Below are 14,909 nucleotides of genomic sequence, written 5' to 3' on the forward strand. Positions count from 1 at the left end.
ATCTCGTCGGTGGCTGACGTTCGCTACGGCACCACCTACGGCGGCATCAAGCGCAAAGACGTGAAGCGCGTTATCACCATCTCGTCCAACGTACTCAGTGGCTTCACCGGCCCCGACGTAGTGCGGCAGATTGAAACGGCGCTGCAAGCTTACCCTACGCCGCCCGGCTACATCATCAGGATGGGTGGTGCTCAGGAAGACCAAAAGGAAACCAGTGACTTTTTGCCCCTGGCCGGTGCGTTATCACTGGGCCTTATCTTCCTGATTTTGGTCATGCAGTTCAACTCGGTAAGCAAGCCCGTTATCATCCTCACCGAAATTCTTTTCTCGATAATTGGTGTGATGTTGGGCTTGGCTGTTACGGGCATGAACATCAGTATCGTTATGACGGGGGTCGGCATTATTGCCCTAGCCGGTATTGTGGTGAAAAACGGAATTCTGCTGGTTGAATTCACGGACATGCTTCGCTCGCAGGGCATGCCGCTACGGGAAGCCATTGTTATGGCCGGCCGTACACGCCTCAACCCCGTGATTCTGACGGCTACGGCCGCCACGCTCGGTCTGATTCCGCTGGCCATCGGCCTCAATATCGACTTCTACGAGCTGTTTGCTTCCGGCCACCCGCACTTCTTTATTGGGGGTGAATCCGTAACGTTCTGGGGCCCACTGGCCTGGACCATCATTTTTGGTCTGGTGTTTGCGACCGTCATCACACTGGTAGTAGTACCGGTGATGTACCTGATTACGGAACGGCTCAAAGAGAAGGTTAGTGGCCGTTCCACCGATAACCATCCTCTCCCACCTGCTGGTACCAACAAAGTGCGGCCGACTGCGTCGCCGGCTATGGCGGAAGTCTAGATTCTTTTTCGGAGTGGCTTGCAACTATTCTGGGGAGCAGTATCCTCTTTCACCCAAGCGTTGAAAAGGCGCTGCTCCCCAGAATATCTCGCCCTCCTTTTCCTATAATACCCTTGTTCTTCGTCGTTTAACCTCATGATTTCATCAACGACTCCCGCCTCAAAATCCATTCAGCAGCAGGTGCTGCGTATCATCAGCAAGCGCAAATCCATTAAGCCGCAGCGCCTGCGTATCGGTAGCAACCTCAGCCGCGAGCTGGGCTTCGACACGGTTGATGTCGTAGATATTATCATTGAGCTGGAACGCAGTTTTCACATTACTATTCCCGACGAAGTGCCCCTGGCTACCGTTGGCGACTTGGTGAGCTACGTAGTCTCCCACGCTCGCGCCGCGTAGCTGAACGGTACATAATCAAACAGAAAAAAGGCCTCTATCAGAAGATAGAGGCCTTTTTTCTGTTTGATTGATTCGGGATTAGGAACTAACCACAGTTTCAGGAGTAGCCAGCCGCTCAGCGACTACCGAACGTTTCCGCCCGGGTCGCCGCCGCTGAAGCCGGTGTCGCTGCCAAAGCGGCTGCTGTCGGTGGTGTTGGCCGGGATGTCGGCGTGGGGCGTCGCGGCGCCGGTAGCCGGGCCGGTGCTAATAGGCTCGCTGGAGGCGGGGCGGCTGCTGTCGGGGGAGCCCAGGCCAGAATCGGTGTTGGAAGTTTGCGGCCGCGCGGGAGGCGTTACGTCGGTGGCTGCGGTGTAGCTGTCGGCAGAAGCAGTGCCACCAGTAACTTCCACTACGCTGGGCCGAGTCTTTTCCCACTCTGCGAACTTATCTAGTTCTTCCTTGATGGTAGTCCCGAACCAAGCCACCAGCGCCACATCATCGAGCAAACCAAGCACCGGAATAAAGTCCGGAATCAGGTCAATAGGACTCATGAAGTAGATGGTAACGGCTACGGCTGCCACCACAGTAGTGGTGGGCAAACCCGTGTACTCGCCCGCAATAGAAGCTCGGATCAGACGGAAGAGGGTTTGCATCGTTTCCCAAGCTTCTTGGGCGATAGAGCCAATATCCTTCTTCTCGCTGGCTTTTTTATACGCATCGTTTAGCAACTGCTTGACGCGGGTAGGACGTTTGAGGTATTCTTCGGCGGTGCTCAAAAACTTCTTGAAGAGAGGCGACGAGGCTATCTGGTCGCCCTGGGGATTTTGCTTAGCCATAGTGCAAGAAAACTAAGAGTGAAAACGTGAGGCGCTAAAACTAACCCCAACTGTTGTTGCCTGCCTATACTGTTTCAACGCGAAATAGTTATCGGCTGTCCTTGCCGCAGGGTCCAAACAAAAAGCCCCGCTCGTATACGAACAGGGCTTGCCAAGAGGGAGCGTTCGGTGGCCGATTAGTTGGTTTCAACGCGGCCCGCCGCGTAGAAGTTGCGGTGATAGTACTGCTGGTTGAGCGAACTCACCATTACGCCGCCGTTGCAGGCGGAATGAGCAAACTTCCCGTCTTTCAAGTAGATACCTACGTGGTAGATAGGCTGGCCTGGGCCGCGGCGGAAGAACACTAAGTCGCCGGTTTCCATAGCCTCCCTGTCGACGCGCTTCACGCTGCTGAACATGGAATGTGAGCTACGCTGGAGCGTGATGCCGTATACTTCTTTATAAACGCGGGTTACGAAGCCCGAGCAGTCGGTGCCTTGTTTGGAGTTGCTGCCGTAGCGGTAAGGAGTACCAATCCAGTCGAGGACGGTACGGAGCAAGTCTTTGTTTTCGGTACGTGCGAGGTGAACACCGAGCGCCTGATCGTAATAGTCGTAGGCGGCTGAGTCGCTGGCGGCAGAGGCACCAGGCTTTTTATCTTCCTCATCGATAAATGAGGGGAGCAGGGAGGCTTCGGCAACCAAGAGGTCCGAAGCGGAAGAGCCGGAGGAGGTAGGTGTGCTTTCGAAGAAGAAGGAGAGGGCCATAGAGGCCGCGGCGAGGCAATACAGAGGGATGTGCTTCATTGTCCGTCGTGGGGTGGCAAAATAGGTTTTCGGAGCAAACCGAAGGAACCGAGAAGTACTTCTTATTCGATAGAAGCAGAGTAAAAAAGCCAGTAATAAAACCAGTAATAAGAGCCAAAAAACAGTAGGTCACTGCTTCGGTCTATGGTTAAAGCTAAACCAAAAAGGGATGACTATCCAAGTTTGAGACCTAAAATGGCATAATATTCTTGTTTAAAAACAAATTATTATTGGAAACAGCTCGCAACTTGGCGTAACCAACTCACTGGTTTTCAACGTATAATCGGCCTCAATTTTAGCTGCACAATGAAGTCCCCCATAATCATCGAAAATTCTCTTGTTGCTCGGCTTGCACGAATCAAGCTTGGTACTCGGAGCGTAGCCATGGTGCTGGGCAATAAGATCCATCTGAGTGGAGCTACCCGCGAGGAATTTCTGGATGACCCGTACTGGGTGGCCCACGAAATGGAGCACATTCGGCAGTTTCAAGAGCACGGTAAGCTGGGCTTCCTGCGGCGTTACCTACTCGACTGGCTGCGCCACGGCTACTACAACATTCCCTTTGAGGTAGCGGCTCGCGAAGCTGCTATCCTTAATGCGCAACTTTACATCCGCGGCCAACCTCTTCCCGACCCCGCGAAAATGCATCAGGGCGCTGGGAGCAAACAAGTGAAGTAACCGTTGGTATCTATCATACCAAGGCACACAGCAACTGACGTAGGCTGCTTCACTCCTGCATTTTAGAGGGCTGCTAGCCGGCCGCCGTCTACTACTAGCGTGGTGCCGTTGATGAAGCTGGCTTCGGGGGAAGCCATGAAGCAGATGGCGGCGGCTAGCTCGTTGGGGGTACCTACCTGCCCGGTGATTTTCTCCTTGCCACTCTTAACGTTGGGGTTACTCCAAAGCATAGGCGTATCAACGGCGCCCGGAGCTACGGCATTGATGCGGGCGTGCGTATGCGGTATTTCCAAACTCAGCCCCCGCACGAAGGCCTCAATGGCGCCCTTGCTGGCAGCGTAGGGCACCACATTGGGTGTAGTTTGGTGAGCGTGCACCGAGCTGACGGCCACGATGGCCCCGCGCTTCATGTGGGGCAGGCACAATTGGGAGAGGCGAAACAGCGCCCGCAGGTTCACGTTCATCACGTAGTCCCACTCCTTAGGATCGAGCTTGAGTAGCGGCTTATAAGTCATGAGGGCCGCATTGCTAACGAGCACATCAATACGGCCCCAGGTGGCTAGTACTTTGCGCACGGCGGCTTGTAGCGGCGCATCCTGCCCGAGGTCAACTCTGATGAAGATGGCCTCGCTCCCGGCCGCTTTTATTTCGCGCACTACTTCCCGGCCATCAGCAACGTCCCGACCCAATATGGCTACGCAACCGCCCTCCTGGCCCATCTGCACGGCCACTGCCCGTCCGATACCCGAGGTGGCGCCCGTAACGAGGCATATTTTGTTTTTGAAGCGCTGCATAGTCGATCTGATGATTTTTAGAGCCAGAGTTGATAAGTGAGGGGAGAAAGAAAAGCAGGTGAAGAGCATTCTCGCCCGACGAGTCACTTTGATGGGGCCCCTTCCCGGCTTCGGTGTGCTGGCTACTTAAAGAAATTGCCGCTTCCCCGCGGCTAACGGAAAAGCGGCAAACTCGACTATAAGTTTAAATCCTTACTTGCTAGGGGCCTCAAACATCTTGCGCATACCGGCGGCCACTATGCTGTCGGGCGTGATGTTGGTGAGCATGGCTTGGATCTTGTTGGTGACGCCGGAAATAACCCGGGCTTCCCCTTTCATAAGGGCTTCGTAGCCATCTTTGGCTACGTCTTTGGGGTCGGCGAGGCCCATAGCACCTTGGGCGGCACGGGTGTCTTCGGCTCCGGCCCGCTCGAAAAAGTCGGTGTCGGTGGCACCAGGGCACAGGGCCGTTACGGTTACGCCCGTGTCTTTCAATTCATTGGATAACGCTTCGGAAAAGCTTAGCACGAAAGATTTTGTGGCGGAATACACCGCCATGTTGGGCGAGGGCGTGTAGGCGGCCGTAGAAGCTAGCTGGAGAATACGGCCTTTGCTGCGCCCTACCATGTCGCGCCCGAACAGGTACGTTAGCTCTGACAAGGCAACGATGTTGGTGTGAATAACGGCACGGTTGCGGGCGACGTCGGATTCTAGGTACGGGCCGTACTCCCCGAATCCAGCATCATTCACTAGAATATCCACCGCAATGCCCTGGGCCGTTACTTGGTCGTAGACGCGCTGAGCGGCTCCGTCGTGGCTGAGGTCCTGGGTGATGAGCGTAGGTTCGAGGTTGTGCACACTGCGCAGGTGCTCAGCAAACTTGCTTAGGCCGGCCGTGTCTTGGTCAACCAATACCAATTGATACTGGTCTTTGGCAAACAGATGGGCAAGTTCTTGGCCGATACCGTTGGCGGCTCCCGTAATAAGTGCAACAGAAAGATTAGGGTCGTGTGATATGGTTGAGAGGGGTTTAGAGCTTATCCTTCTGTTAGGTTTACTGCTTCAACCATGGCAAGGTTGTGAGAAAGGCTCTACGAAAATCATATGGTATAAACCGCAACCCAAACCGCTGTTTCAACGAATAATCACGCACGAAAACCGCTGACCAGCGGGCCTTTCACATTCGTTTTACTTTTCCCTTTAGATCATGGCTAAGCAAAATCAAGCAAATCTCGACGCTACTTCCCTTTCTGCCAACGATAACCTCACCGATACTGCTGCTGCGCTAGGAGCCGCCGGCGATGACTCCTTCGCCACCACCACCAGCCAGCCCGAGGCCTCGGCCTCGACGGCGGAAAGCAGCCAGCCCGAGGGTACGCAACGCAAGTCGTGGCTGAATCAGGAGGAACTGATGAAGAACGTAAATCAGCTGCCCCAGTCACTGATAGATTTAGGTAACAAAGCGGTAGCGCAAGTAAATGGTCTTTCCACCACGCAGAAAGTGGCAGCCGGTGCCCTGCTCGTAGGTAGCATAGGGTGGCTGGCTTTGCGCGGCAAGAAAAGCAAGTCTTCTTCCAGCGTCTACGCGCCTTACAACCCAAAGAGCAGCAAGGCAACGAAATGGGATGCTAGCAGTGACTCAGTGTACCGCGGCGCTACAAATGGCCTGCACGACACTGGCCATGGTGCCGAATATGGCACGTACAGCAGTGGCACTGAAAACGGCTTCTAAGCTCTCATTCAACTGGCTGCTGTAAATTACCAGCAACTAAGTAAAAGCCCCGTTAGTCTGAGACTGGCGGGGCTTTTCGTTGGGGTAGAGGGCTGCTCAGTGAAACGCAAAGGATAGTTTGAAGCTCTGATTATCTTGTACAAGCTAATTTTATTGTCATATTACCAACATAATTAGTAAAAGCTCGTTATTTGTGAGCATCAATCCTTGTAATATGTGCATCGTTGACATTCTTGACATTGCTCGTCACCCAGTTTGGCTCATTGAGTGCGACACCCCCGTGCCTGCTGGCTTTCCGAGCCCGGCCGACAACAACCACAGCCATCAACGAATCGACTTGAACACGATTCTGCTGCCGCATCCTGACTGCACGTACCTGGCGCGCGTCAAAGGCAACAGCATGGACGGTCCGCCTTCCCATATTCCCGACGGCGCCCTGATGGCCGTTGACTGCGCTTTGAAGCCACAGCTTGGCAACGTGGTAGTGGCTGCCGTGGAGGGCGAGTTTACGGTGAAGCGCTTGGAAAAGCGAGACGGGTTCTACTGGCTCGTTCCCGACAACCCTGATTACGAGCCGCTGAAGATCACCGTCCCGGAGCAAGCGCAAATTTGGGGAGTAGTCACGCACGTCATCACCGAACTCATCAGCGGCAAGCTCCACGACCATGTTCGCACTCGTCGACTGTAACAACTTCTACGTGAGCTGCGAGCGGGCTTTTCAGCCCCATTTGGCCACCGTACCGGTAGTAGTTCTTTCCAACAACGATGGTTGCGTAGTCTCGCGCTCTACCGAAGCCAAGGCGTTGGGAATAAAGATGGGCACGCCCTACTTTCAGGTTCGCCAGCTTATCAAGCAGCACCAAGTGCAGGTGTTTTCCTCGAACTACCCCCTATACGGCGACATGAGTTATCGGGTGATGAGCTACCTGGCGTCGGTGGTACCCGAGATAGAAATATACTCGATTGATGAGGCCTTTTTGGGGCTGCACAACATGGAACTCTGCCAGAAAAATCTGGAGGTATTCGCGCAGAAAATCCGGCAGCAAGTTCACAAGCGGACCCATATTCCTACGTGCATTGGTATTGCACCTACCAAAACCTTAGCCAAGCTCGCCAACTACTTAGCGAAAACAAACGCTACCTGCAAAGGCGTATTGGCTCTTGATTCCGAGGAGCGGCAATGGTGGGCGCTCGGGCAGATGCCGGTTGAGGAGGTGTGGGGCGTTGGCCGCCAATACGGTCAAAAGCTGCGCGCCATGGGTTTGATGACGGCCGCCGATTTGGCTTGCTGCTCGGAAGCCTGGGCCCGCAAGCACATGGGTGGGGTAGTAGGTGCCCGCTTGGTGCGGGAACTGCAAGGGAAACCCTGCCACCAACTACACCCGAGCGAAGACGGTACGCTGGCGCGAAAAAGCATTGCCTGTACCCGTAGTTTCGGCCGGCCCTTATCCAAGTTCGACGATCTGCTCGGGGCCGTAGCAGCTTTCACTTCCCGGGCCGCCGAGAAGCTGCGCGCGCAGGGTTCGGCAACGTATATTTTAACCGTTTTTATCGGCCAAAACCGGTTTGGCCCGACGCCCCCGCCGTATACCCATTCCGCCCAAATCACGCTACCGTCCGCTACCAGCAACACCAGTGACTTGGTGCGCGCTGCCCGCACCTTGCTCGGGCAGCTTTGGCAACCGGGGCTGGCCTACAAGAAAGCCGGCGTAATCCTCGATGGCCTGGAAGGGCACGGTCAGCCGCAGCTCAGCCTTTTCGAGCCGCTACCCGAAGTGCAGCGCCCGCAGTCGGCCGCTCTTATGCGCAAGCTCGACCAACTCAACCGCCGCTTCGGCCAAAACTGCGTTCAGGTAGCCACGGCGGTAGTTCCGAAAGGAGAGCCCGCGCCGTGGCTCGGGCACAAGCGCTTATGCAGCCCCGCCCGCACCACGTCCTGGAGCGAGCTATGGGAAATAGGGTAAAGGCAGATTTCGCAGTGGATTCAGTGTTTCTATGGTGTTTCCATCTAACCTTAAGCTTAGCATGGGACCGATCAAACAGCAACGCACGCAGCCGCGTGCCGTGCTTGGGTGCGAATTGCTAGCGAGTATAGTCTGGTTTGCATTTTCAGTGAGTGCCGCTTTACCTTTGCGGCATCAATTCTTCAAGCAAAAGAATTGTTTTTATACAGAGGCGTGGAGAGACAAGCTCGACGAAACGCCGGCAACCCCCAGATCATCTGGAACGGTGCCAACCGAAGGTCAGCGCAGCCAAGTCCTGACCCTATAAAACAAGTTGCCGTGAAACGCTTCATCAACACCGCCGCCTCTTCCGCTACCTTTTCTGCTTTACAGCATGGGTGTTGTTGCAGCACGTGTTGCTGAGCTATTCATAGGTGGGCGGTCCTGGGTAGCTAAAAGCGAAGGAACGCCCTTGCGTCAGCCACTTTCTGTTAACCTGGTTAATACCTCTGCCGCAGGGCAACCTCAGGTTTTTGGGTTTTAGAGTTTCATTGCTTTCTGACTGCGTAGCGGTGGCAGACCGCCTACTAACTCTAACGCCGCAACATGACATGCTTCCACTTCCTAGTTGGCGGGCTAGAAACTCGAGTTGATTTGGCTTGCAAAGCAGGTTAAATAATTTACTCCCGTATAAGTCGATAATACGTTGTTGTTTCTGGTGCAACCCTCTTCCTCATAGTTCTGTTGTTTGCGCGACTTCACTGCCTCGCGCTGTTCTCTCGATTTTCTGGTCTTTTATAACCCTCTTTTTCTCATGCCTGCCTCAACCAAGCCGATTGGCATCTACTACGAGCACCCCGAATGGTTCAAACCGCTGTTTGCCGAGCTAGACCGCCGTGGGCTGCCCTACGAAAAGATTGACGCCGCTCATCACCTTTTCAACCCCTCGGAAACCGAAAGCCGCTACGCGCTGGTAGTAAACCGCATGAGCTCTTCGGCTTACTTGCGCGGCCACGGCCAGGGTATTTTCCACACGGCGGGTTTTGCTACCCACCTAGAGCGGATTGGCACGCGCATCATCAATGGCTCGGTGGCTACCAGCATCGAAACCAACAAAGCCCGTCAACTCTCGCTGTTTGCTTCTTTAGGCCTGAAATACCCTAAATCGTTTGTGGTGAATCATGCCTCGCGCATCGCCGATGCAGCTCAGCAGCTGCAATTTCCGATTGTGGTGAAGGTGAATATTGGCGGCAGCGGGGCGGGCATTATTCGCTTCGATACGCTGAAAGGCGTGCAGGCGGCCGTAGAAGCCGGTCAAATCGACCTTGGCATCGACCAAACGGCGTTGGTGCAGGAGTATGTGACGCCCCGCGGCGGCAACATTCACCGGGTAGAAACCCTGAACGGTAAGTTTCTGTACGCCATGAAGGTGTACACCACCGGCGAAAGCTTCAACCTATGCCCCGCTGAAATCTGCCAGATTCCCGAAGAGCAGTCCGCCGAATTTTGCCTCACCGAAGCGCCCAAAAAAGGCATCCAAGTGGAAGCCTTCACGCCCCCGGCCGACGTAATTGAGGCCGTGGAGCGCATTGTGGCCGCCGCTAAAATCGACGTGGGTGGTATCGAGTACCTCATCGACGACCGCAACGGCGACGTACTGTTTTACGACATCAACGCGCTGTCCAACTTCGTGGCCGATGCCGTGAATGTGGTGGGTTTCGACCCCTACGCCCGCTTCGTAGATTACTTGGTAACTCAACTTCCTGTTGCTGCTCCGCAAGCTGTGAATGAATCGCAAATCGAAACGGCTGTAGTATAATGAGATACGGATATTGGATGCCCGTCTTCGGCGGGTGGCTGCGCAACGTCGAAGACGAAAACATGCGCGCCGATTGGGACTACGTCAAAACGCTGGCTCAGCGCAGTGAGGACCTCGGGTACGACCTCTCGCTCATCGCCGAGCTGAACCTCAACGATATCAAAGGCGAGGAAGCTCCTTCGCTGGATGCCTGGAGCACGGCTGCCGCCTTGGCCGCCGTCACCAAGAAAATCGAGTTGATGGTGGCTGTGCGGCCTACTTTTCACTCGCCGGCTTTGCTGGCCAAGCAGGCCGCCAACATCGACCACATCAGCGGCGGCCGGCTGTCGTTGAACGTGGTATCGTCGTGGTGGCAGGACGAGGCCAAGAAGTACGGCGTGCACTTCGAGCAGCACGACGACCGATATGCCCGCACCGCCGAATGGTTGCACGTAGTGGACAACCTTTGGAAGCAGGACCACTTCACCTTCGAAGGCAAGTTCTACAAGGTAACCGACTCCATTTTGCAGCCCAAGCCGGTGTCGCGCCCGCGGCCGTTTATTTACGCCGGTGGCGAATCGGAAGCCGCTAAAAACCTGATTGCTGCCCAGTGCGACGGCTACGTAATGCACGGCGACGAGCCCGAGGCCATCGGCCGCCGCATCCAGGACCTGAGTGAACGGCGCGAAAAGCTGGGCTTGCCACGCATGAAATTCGGGGTGGCCGCTTACTCCATTGTGCGCAACACCGAGCAGGAAGTGAAAAAGGAACTGGACCGTATCACCAACGTGCAAGGCTCGGCCGCCGGCTACAAAAACTATCAGCAGTGGCTAGCCGGCACGCAGCTCGAAAACCAGGTTTCCTTGCAAGACTACTCGGTATCGAACCGCGGCCTACGCTCTGGCCTGACGGGCACGCCCGACCAAGTAGCCGAGCGCATTGCCGCCTTCGAAGCGGTAGGCGTAGACTTGTTCTTGTTGCAGTGCAGTCCGCAGCTCGAAGAAATGGAACGCTTCTCGGAAGCCGTAATTCAAGTCCTGGCTTCATAAGACTTGGGCGAATTGCGGGGCAGATACAGGTCTGCCTCGCAATAGCTTAGGATTCAGTGTAAAAGCAAAACCCCGGAAAGCCCTGCGTAAGAAAGGGCTTTTCGGGGTTTTGTATATATAAGTGAGCCTCTTATTGGACTCGAACCAACGACCTGCTCATTACGAATGAGCTGCTCTACCAACTGAGCTAAAGAGGCATTTCCCGGCGGGCGTTTCCGTTAGGGGAAGCAAAGATAGACAGGATTTGAAAAACGACTACGTCTTAAAAACAAATTTTTCAAGACCTTACTTTCACTGTACAATCGGCTTCGTGGTCGCCAATTGCCATTTGTTGTACATATGAACCACCGTTTTCAAGTCGCGGGCGTGGTAGTGCTTGGTTTGGAGTTGGGCCGTCAGGGCTGAATGGTCCTTGAAAAACACTGCGGCATCTTTCGGGAAATTCCACCAATAGGTGTTGACGGGCAGGTTATGGCCTTTGCGCAGAAAATATTGACGCAACGAAGGTGCTCCATTGTGGCTGTCGTAGCGCTCATACAGCTGTACCGGACCGGCCATAACTTGCTTTAGTAGCAGCCATACGGTGTCGTTGGTAGTCTTTTCAATGAAAGTGTTGTCTTGGCCTGCAACTTTGGTGCGGTAAACAACCGGGTAGCCGAGTTGCACCGGACAAGCTACATAGCGCACGGTGTCTTTTGCGCTCATGTAGCCGTAAGCACGAACCTTTTCGGGAGAAAACTTAAGCAGTTGATTGGCTGCCAAGGGCACAAATTTCACTTCTCGTTGCTGCTCAATGGGTGAACTGAGGCGGATAGCTCCTGGTAGACTGTCGCCGGCAATTAAAATAACGTAGCCGGGAACCAGGCGTTGGGCCGTTGCCCTGCCGTCAAACCACAAGCTAACCGTTGCAATAGTCAGCAAGCGAAGCGTTGTGTCAGCAAGCATACTCTTGAAAGCAATAAGTGTGTATCTATATCTTACTAGCTGACTATAAGATACTAAAAAGCAACGCAAAAAAGACGGGGCAAGCCCACACAACCACTTGGTTTAGCTACTGGCAACCTCTAGAATCACATTGGCCCGATGGCTACAACCAAGGAAGCCACCGGGCCAATTGCCGACACGATACCAAGCATATTTGATGGTTGTTGGGCAGGATTCTTTCTTCCAGACAAGGAAGCTTAACTTAGACCGTGGCTGCACGGCGGCTGCCGCGCAAACCGTACCACATCACGTACAGATAGCACACAATTGGCAGCAGCATAGCCAGCCGCAAACCGCTGTTGTCGGCAATGAAGCCAAACAGCAAGGGCACCAGGGCCCCACCCACAATAGCTGTGCACAGCAAGCCCGAAGCTTCCTCGGTGTGGCGGCCCAAGCCGGCTACGGCCAGCGTGAAGATGGTTGGGTACATCAGCGAGTTCATCAAGCCCACGGCCAACAAGCTCCACATGGCTACGGCTCCCGAGGTGTTGATAGAAATCAGTACGAGTACCACCGCGCCTATAGCGTTGAAAGCAAGTAGCTTGGTAGGCGCAAACTTGTTGAGTAAGTAAGCACCGGCAAATCGGCCCACCATGGCTGCGCCCCAATACAAAGCCACTCGGTCGCCCGCCGTTTTGGGGTCTAGGCCCATCACATCAGGCAGCGCCAGGTAATTAACGATGTGCGAGCCAATAGCTACTTCAGCACCTACGTAAGCAAAGATGCCCACTACCCCGAGCACCAAGTGGCGGTAGTTCCAGGCCCGCGTCGAGCTGGCGCCTTCTGCTGTATCGGCTTCCGTAGCATGTTCAATTTGTGGCAGATTGATGCGGCTGAGCATCAAGCTAATCAGCAGGAGTACGGTGCCAATAACCAAGTACGGTATCTGCACGGCCGTGATGTCGATGGAAGCAGCGCTGGCGGCGTTGTCCAACTTCGGCAAGCGGCTCAAAATGAGGGCGCTGCCAAGCAGAGGCGCCAGGAAGGTGCCGAGCGAATTGAACGCCTGCGTGAGCGTGAGGCGCGCCGAAGCCGAGGCGGGCGGGCCCAGAATAGCCACGTACGGATTGGCCGCTACCTGCAAAATGGTGATACCGGAAGCCAGTACGAACAGCGCCCCCAGAAACAAGCCATACGCCCGCTGCGAAGCTGCCGGATAAAATAGATAAGCACCGGCGGCCGCTACCACAAACCCAATGAGCATGCCGCGCTTATAGCCCACCCGCGCCACCAGCTTACCCGCCGGAATACTTACCAGAAAATAAGCTCCAAAGAAACAGAGGTTAATTAGGTTGGCCTGGGCAAACGAGAGCTGGAAGATGGCCTTCAGGTAGGGAATCAGAATGTCGTTGAGACAGGTGATGAATCCCCACAGAAAGAAAAGAGTAGTGACGGCACTTAGCGCGGAAGTGTAGCGCTGCGAGCTAGCCGAAGAAGTGCCGACGGGCCGGTTGCTAAGGGTTGGGGTTGGGGCTGCCATGGATGGGGAAAGATGTGGGAAGGGAAGTGAGCCTGGTACCGAAGAGATAGGAAAAGCCGCGTCCAGCGGGTGGCACACGGCTTTTCTTGTTCTTCAGGATTGGAATATACGGTTAGTACCCTGGATTTTGCACCAAATTAGGATTCACGTCGCGCTCCGACTGGGGGATGGGGAGCACTACGTTGAAGTCTTGAATATTTTTGCCTTGGGCACGCATCACCGGAATCAGGGTATTTGTACGCTTCAGGTCGTACCAACGGTCATCTTCGAAGGCAAACTCGTACCGACGCTCCCGCAGCACCGCCGCTTTATAGGCCGTGACGTCGGTGATGGTTAAGTCTCGGGCCGAAGGTACCTCAATGGGCAAACCGAAGGCCCGACGACGCACCCGGTTCAAATAAGGCAAGCCCAGGGCCGGACCCGCTGCTTCGGCGTAAATCAGGTAGACGTCGGCCAGCCGTAGCACCGGAATGTTGAGCGGCGAATCGTACTGTAGCGGCGTCAGGTCTCTGCCCGTAAACCACTTCTTCACGTTGTAACCAAACGGCGAACCTGGTAAAGAGGCTGGCTGAACAATACGTGGGGTGCCGGGATATACATCACCGGGTTTCCAGATCGTCACGTCGCGGCGCAGGTCATTGGTTTCGTAGCCATCCACAAACTCTTTCTCAGGGATGTTGAAGCCGTAGCCGCCGGTGCGTACTGTGTTCAGTCCACGGGCCCCGAAAAAGCCGTTGCCAATAAAGCCCGGACCGTTCTGGTCGTAGTACTCCTGGGGCGAAGTTCTGAACTGCACTTCAAACAACGACTCGGGACCGTTCTCCTTGGCTACGTTGAAGTTGTCGGCGTAGGCAGGGTTCAACGTTTTACCTGATTGCTGAATAACCTCTAGCGCCTGCGAGGCGGCCAGCGGCAGGTTGCCTTGCGTGAGGTACACTTTAGCTAGCAAGCCTTTGGCCGACCACTTACTAGCCCGGCCAATGTCGTCGCCGCTGTAAGGGCCCGTAGGTAAATTGTCGGCGGCCGCCTTCAAATCCGTAACGATTTGCTCGTAGACCTGCGGGGCTGGCGTGCGCGTCAACGTGTTAACGGCTTCGGCGCTGGCGGGCGGCGTTGTAATGAGCGGCACATCACCGTAGCCCCGCACGAGGTAGAAGTAGTACAGCGCCCGCAGGAACTGGGCCTCGCCCAGGCTGCGCTTCTTGAGGTCCTCGTTCATGGTAATGGCGGGCACGTTGGCCAGTACCAAGTTGGCGCGACCAATACCCAGATAACACGAGCGCCAGTGCGCCGTGATAAGGGGGTTGCTCGACGGGATGTTGTAGTTGTCGAGCTGCTGGAACTCGATACCGTCGCTGCCGCCGCCCCCGCCGAGGGTGGAGTTGTCCGACATCACGTCGCCGATGCCCCACAGGGAGTAGTTGAACATGCCGTAGCGTACCAACTCGGCGTAAGCGGCGTTGGTTGCCTGAATGGCGTCGGTTTCCGTCTTATAGAAAATCTCGGAAGTTATTCGGTCGCGGGGCTGCTCGTCTAGGTAGTCTTTGCCGCAACCAGCAAGAAGGCCTAGCATCAGCAAGCTGGCGCAAACCACTTTTTTATTTGTCATCGGAGT

14 protein-coding genes, 1 tRNA gene, 1 pseudogene and 1 riboswitch are annotated in these 14,909 nt (G+C 55.1%); of the genes and pseudogenes, 8 read left to right on the forward strand and 8 right to left on the reverse strand.

The annotated features are described in order from the left end of the window. The first annotated feature begins 9 nt into the window (after positions 1 to 9). A complete protein-coding gene (locus ACFE7X_RS03365) occupies positions 10 to 858 on the forward strand; it encodes an efflux RND transporter permease subunit (protein WP_375434248.1) in 849 nt (282 codons plus the stop codon). 135 nt (positions 859 to 993) lie between these two features. Further along, positions 994 to 1,254 (forward strand): acyl carrier protein, encoded by a 261-nt coding sequence (locus ACFE7X_RS03370; RefSeq protein ID WP_277234648.1) that lies wholly within the window; start codon positions 994 to 996, stop codon positions 1,252 to 1,254. 464 nt (positions 1,255 to 1,718) lie between these two features. Here the strand turns inward: ACFE7X_RS03370 and ACFE7X_RS03375 are convergent. Next, positions 1,719 to 1,832: pseudogene (locus ACFE7X_RS03375) on the reverse strand (YkvA family protein); the annotation flags it as partial. Positions 1,833 to 2,248: 416 nt separating this feature from the next. Continuing rightward, positions 2,249 to 2,857 carry a C40 family peptidase gene (locus ACFE7X_RS03380; RefSeq protein WP_375434249.1) on the reverse strand — a complete coding sequence of 203 codons (609 nt, stop codon included), beginning with the start codon at positions 2,855 to 2,857 and terminating at the stop codon, positions 2,249 to 2,251. 306 nt (positions 2,858 to 3,163) lie between these two features. Here ACFE7X_RS03380 and ACFE7X_RS03385 point away from each other — a divergent pair, with 306 nt between their 5' ends. After that, positions 3,164 to 3,535 carry a hypothetical protein gene (locus ACFE7X_RS03385; protein WP_375434250.1) on the forward strand — a complete coding sequence of 124 codons (372 nt, stop codon included), beginning with the start codon at positions 3,164 to 3,166 and terminating at the stop codon, positions 3,533 to 3,535. Positions 3,536 to 3,597: 62 nt separating this feature from the next. Here the strand turns inward: ACFE7X_RS03385 and ACFE7X_RS03390 are convergent, their stop codons facing one another. Both ACFE7X_RS03390 and ACFE7X_RS03395 read right to left on the reverse strand, forming a co-directional pair. Then, on the reverse strand, positions 3,598 to 4,329 hold the full coding sequence (locus ACFE7X_RS03390) for an SDR family NAD(P)-dependent oxidoreductase (protein WP_375434251.1): 732 nt from the start codon (positions 4,327 to 4,329) through the stop codon (positions 3,598 to 3,600). 192 nt (positions 4,330 to 4,521) lie between these two features. Next, positions 4,522 to 5,349, reverse strand: a complete 828-nt coding sequence (locus tag ACFE7X_RS03395; protein ID WP_375434312.1) for an SDR family NAD(P)-dependent oxidoreductase — start codon at positions 5,347 to 5,349, stop codon at positions 4,522 to 4,524. A gap of 166 nt (positions 5,350 to 5,515) precedes the next feature. On the opposite strand from ACFE7X_RS03395, the gene ACFE7X_RS03400 reads away from it, so the two are divergent. From ACFE7X_RS03400 to ACFE7X_RS03420, 5 genes are all read left to right on the forward strand, one after another. After that, positions 5,516 to 6,040, forward strand: a complete 525-nt coding sequence (locus ACFE7X_RS03400) for a hypothetical protein (protein ID WP_375434252.1) — start codon at positions 5,516 to 5,518, stop codon at positions 6,038 to 6,040. 214 nt (positions 6,041 to 6,254) lie between these two features. Further along, a complete protein-coding gene (locus ACFE7X_RS03405) occupies positions 6,255 to 6,728 on the forward strand; it encodes a LexA family protein (RefSeq protein ID WP_375434253.1) in 474 nt (157 codons plus the stop codon). Then, positions 6,706 to 8,004: a Y-family DNA polymerase gene (locus tag ACFE7X_RS03410; RefSeq protein ID WP_375434254.1), complete on the forward strand. Its 1,299-nt coding sequence runs from the start codon at positions 6,706 to 6,708 to the stop codon at positions 8,002 to 8,004. Before ACFE7X_RS03405 ends, ACFE7X_RS03410 begins: the two co-directional genes overlap by 23 nt. A 198-nt stretch (positions 8,005 to 8,202) precedes the next feature. Then, positions 8,203 to 8,314, forward strand: a riboswitch (SAM riboswitch). 483 nt (positions 8,315 to 8,797) lie between these two features. After that, complete coding sequence (locus ACFE7X_RS03415; protein WP_375434255.1) at positions 8,798 to 9,802, forward strand: RimK family alpha-L-glutamate ligase; 1,005 nt, start codon at positions 8,798 to 8,800, stop codon at positions 9,800 to 9,802. Continuing rightward, the gene (locus ACFE7X_RS03420) at positions 9,802 to 10,830 is read left to right on the forward strand and encodes an LLM class flavin-dependent oxidoreductase (protein WP_375434256.1); all 1,029 of its coding nucleotides are present in this window, start codon (positions 9,802 to 9,804) and stop codon (positions 10,828 to 10,830) included. Before ACFE7X_RS03415 ends, ACFE7X_RS03420 begins: the two co-directional genes overlap by 1 nt. Before the next feature lie 124 nt (positions 10,831 to 10,954). On the opposite strand, the gene ACFE7X_RS03425 is transcribed toward ACFE7X_RS03420, so the two are convergent. From ACFE7X_RS03425 to ACFE7X_RS03440, 4 genes are all read right to left on the reverse strand, one after another. Beyond that, positions 10,955 to 11,027: transfer RNA gene (locus ACFE7X_RS03425), tRNA-Thr, on the reverse strand. A 94-nt stretch (positions 11,028 to 11,121) separates the two neighbouring features. After that, positions 11,122 to 11,775: a hypothetical protein gene (locus ACFE7X_RS03430; RefSeq protein WP_375434257.1), complete on the reverse strand. Its 654-nt coding sequence runs from the start codon at positions 11,773 to 11,775 to the stop codon at positions 11,122 to 11,124. Positions 11,776 to 12,016: 241 nt separating this feature from the next. After that, positions 12,017 to 13,294: a sugar MFS transporter gene (locus ACFE7X_RS03435; protein ID WP_375434258.1), complete on the reverse strand. Its 1,278-nt coding sequence runs from the start codon at positions 13,292 to 13,294 to the stop codon at positions 12,017 to 12,019. Positions 13,295 to 13,406: 112 nt separating this feature from the next. Further along, complete coding sequence (locus ACFE7X_RS03440) at positions 13,407 to 14,903, reverse strand: RagB/SusD family nutrient uptake outer membrane protein (protein WP_375434259.1); 1,497 nt, start codon at positions 14,901 to 14,903, stop codon at positions 13,407 to 13,409. Between the last annotated feature and the right edge of the window lie 6 nt (positions 14,904 to 14,909).

It is taken from the genome of uncultured Hymenobacter sp., from assembly GCF_964242765.1.
GTDB lineage: Bacteria > Bacteroidota > Bacteroidia > Cytophagales > Hymenobacteraceae > Hymenobacter.

Coding starts and splice junctions, on each gene's coding strand:
- ACFE7X_RS03430 (WP_375434257.1), bottom strand. CDS start 11,775: ATGCTTGCTGACACAACGCTTCGCTTGCTGACTATTGCAACGGTTAGC.
- ACFE7X_RS03385 (WP_375434250.1), top strand. CDS start 3,164: ATGAAGTCCCCCATAATCATCGAAAATTCTCTTGTTGCTCGGCTTGCA.
- ACFE7X_RS03405 (WP_375434253.1), top strand. CDS start 6,255: ATGTGCATCGTTGACATTCTTGACATTGCTCGTCACCCAGTTTGGCTC.
- ACFE7X_RS03420 (WP_375434256.1), top strand. CDS start 9,802: ATGAGATACGGATATTGGATGCCCGTCTTCGGCGGGTGGCTGCGCAAC.
- ACFE7X_RS03390 (WP_375434251.1), bottom strand. CDS start 4,329: ATGCAGCGCTTCAAAAACAAAATATGCCTCGTTACGGGCGCCACCTCG.
- ACFE7X_RS03440 (WP_375434259.1), bottom strand. CDS start 14,903: ATGACAAATAAAAAAGTGGTTTGCGCCAGCTTGCTGATGCTAGGCCTT.
- ACFE7X_RS03435 (WP_375434258.1), bottom strand. CDS start 13,294: ATGGCAGCCCCAACCCCAACCCTTAGCAACCGGCCCGTCGGCACTTCT.
- ACFE7X_RS03410 (WP_375434254.1), top strand. CDS start 6,706: ATGTTCGCACTCGTCGACTGTAACAACTTCTACGTGAGCTGCGAGCGG.
- ACFE7X_RS03400 (WP_375434252.1), top strand. CDS start 5,516: ATGGCTAAGCAAAATCAAGCAAATCTCGACGCTACTTCCCTTTCTGCC.
- ACFE7X_RS03370 (WP_277234648.1), top strand. CDS start 994: ATGATTTCATCAACGACTCCCGCCTCAAAATCCATTCAGCAGCAGGTG.
- ACFE7X_RS03380 (WP_375434249.1), bottom strand. CDS start 2,857: ATGAAGCACATCCCTCTGTATTGCCTCGCCGCGGCCTCTATGGCCCTC.
- ACFE7X_RS03415 (WP_375434255.1), top strand. CDS start 8,798: ATGCCTGCCTCAACCAAGCCGATTGGCATCTACTACGAGCACCCCGAA.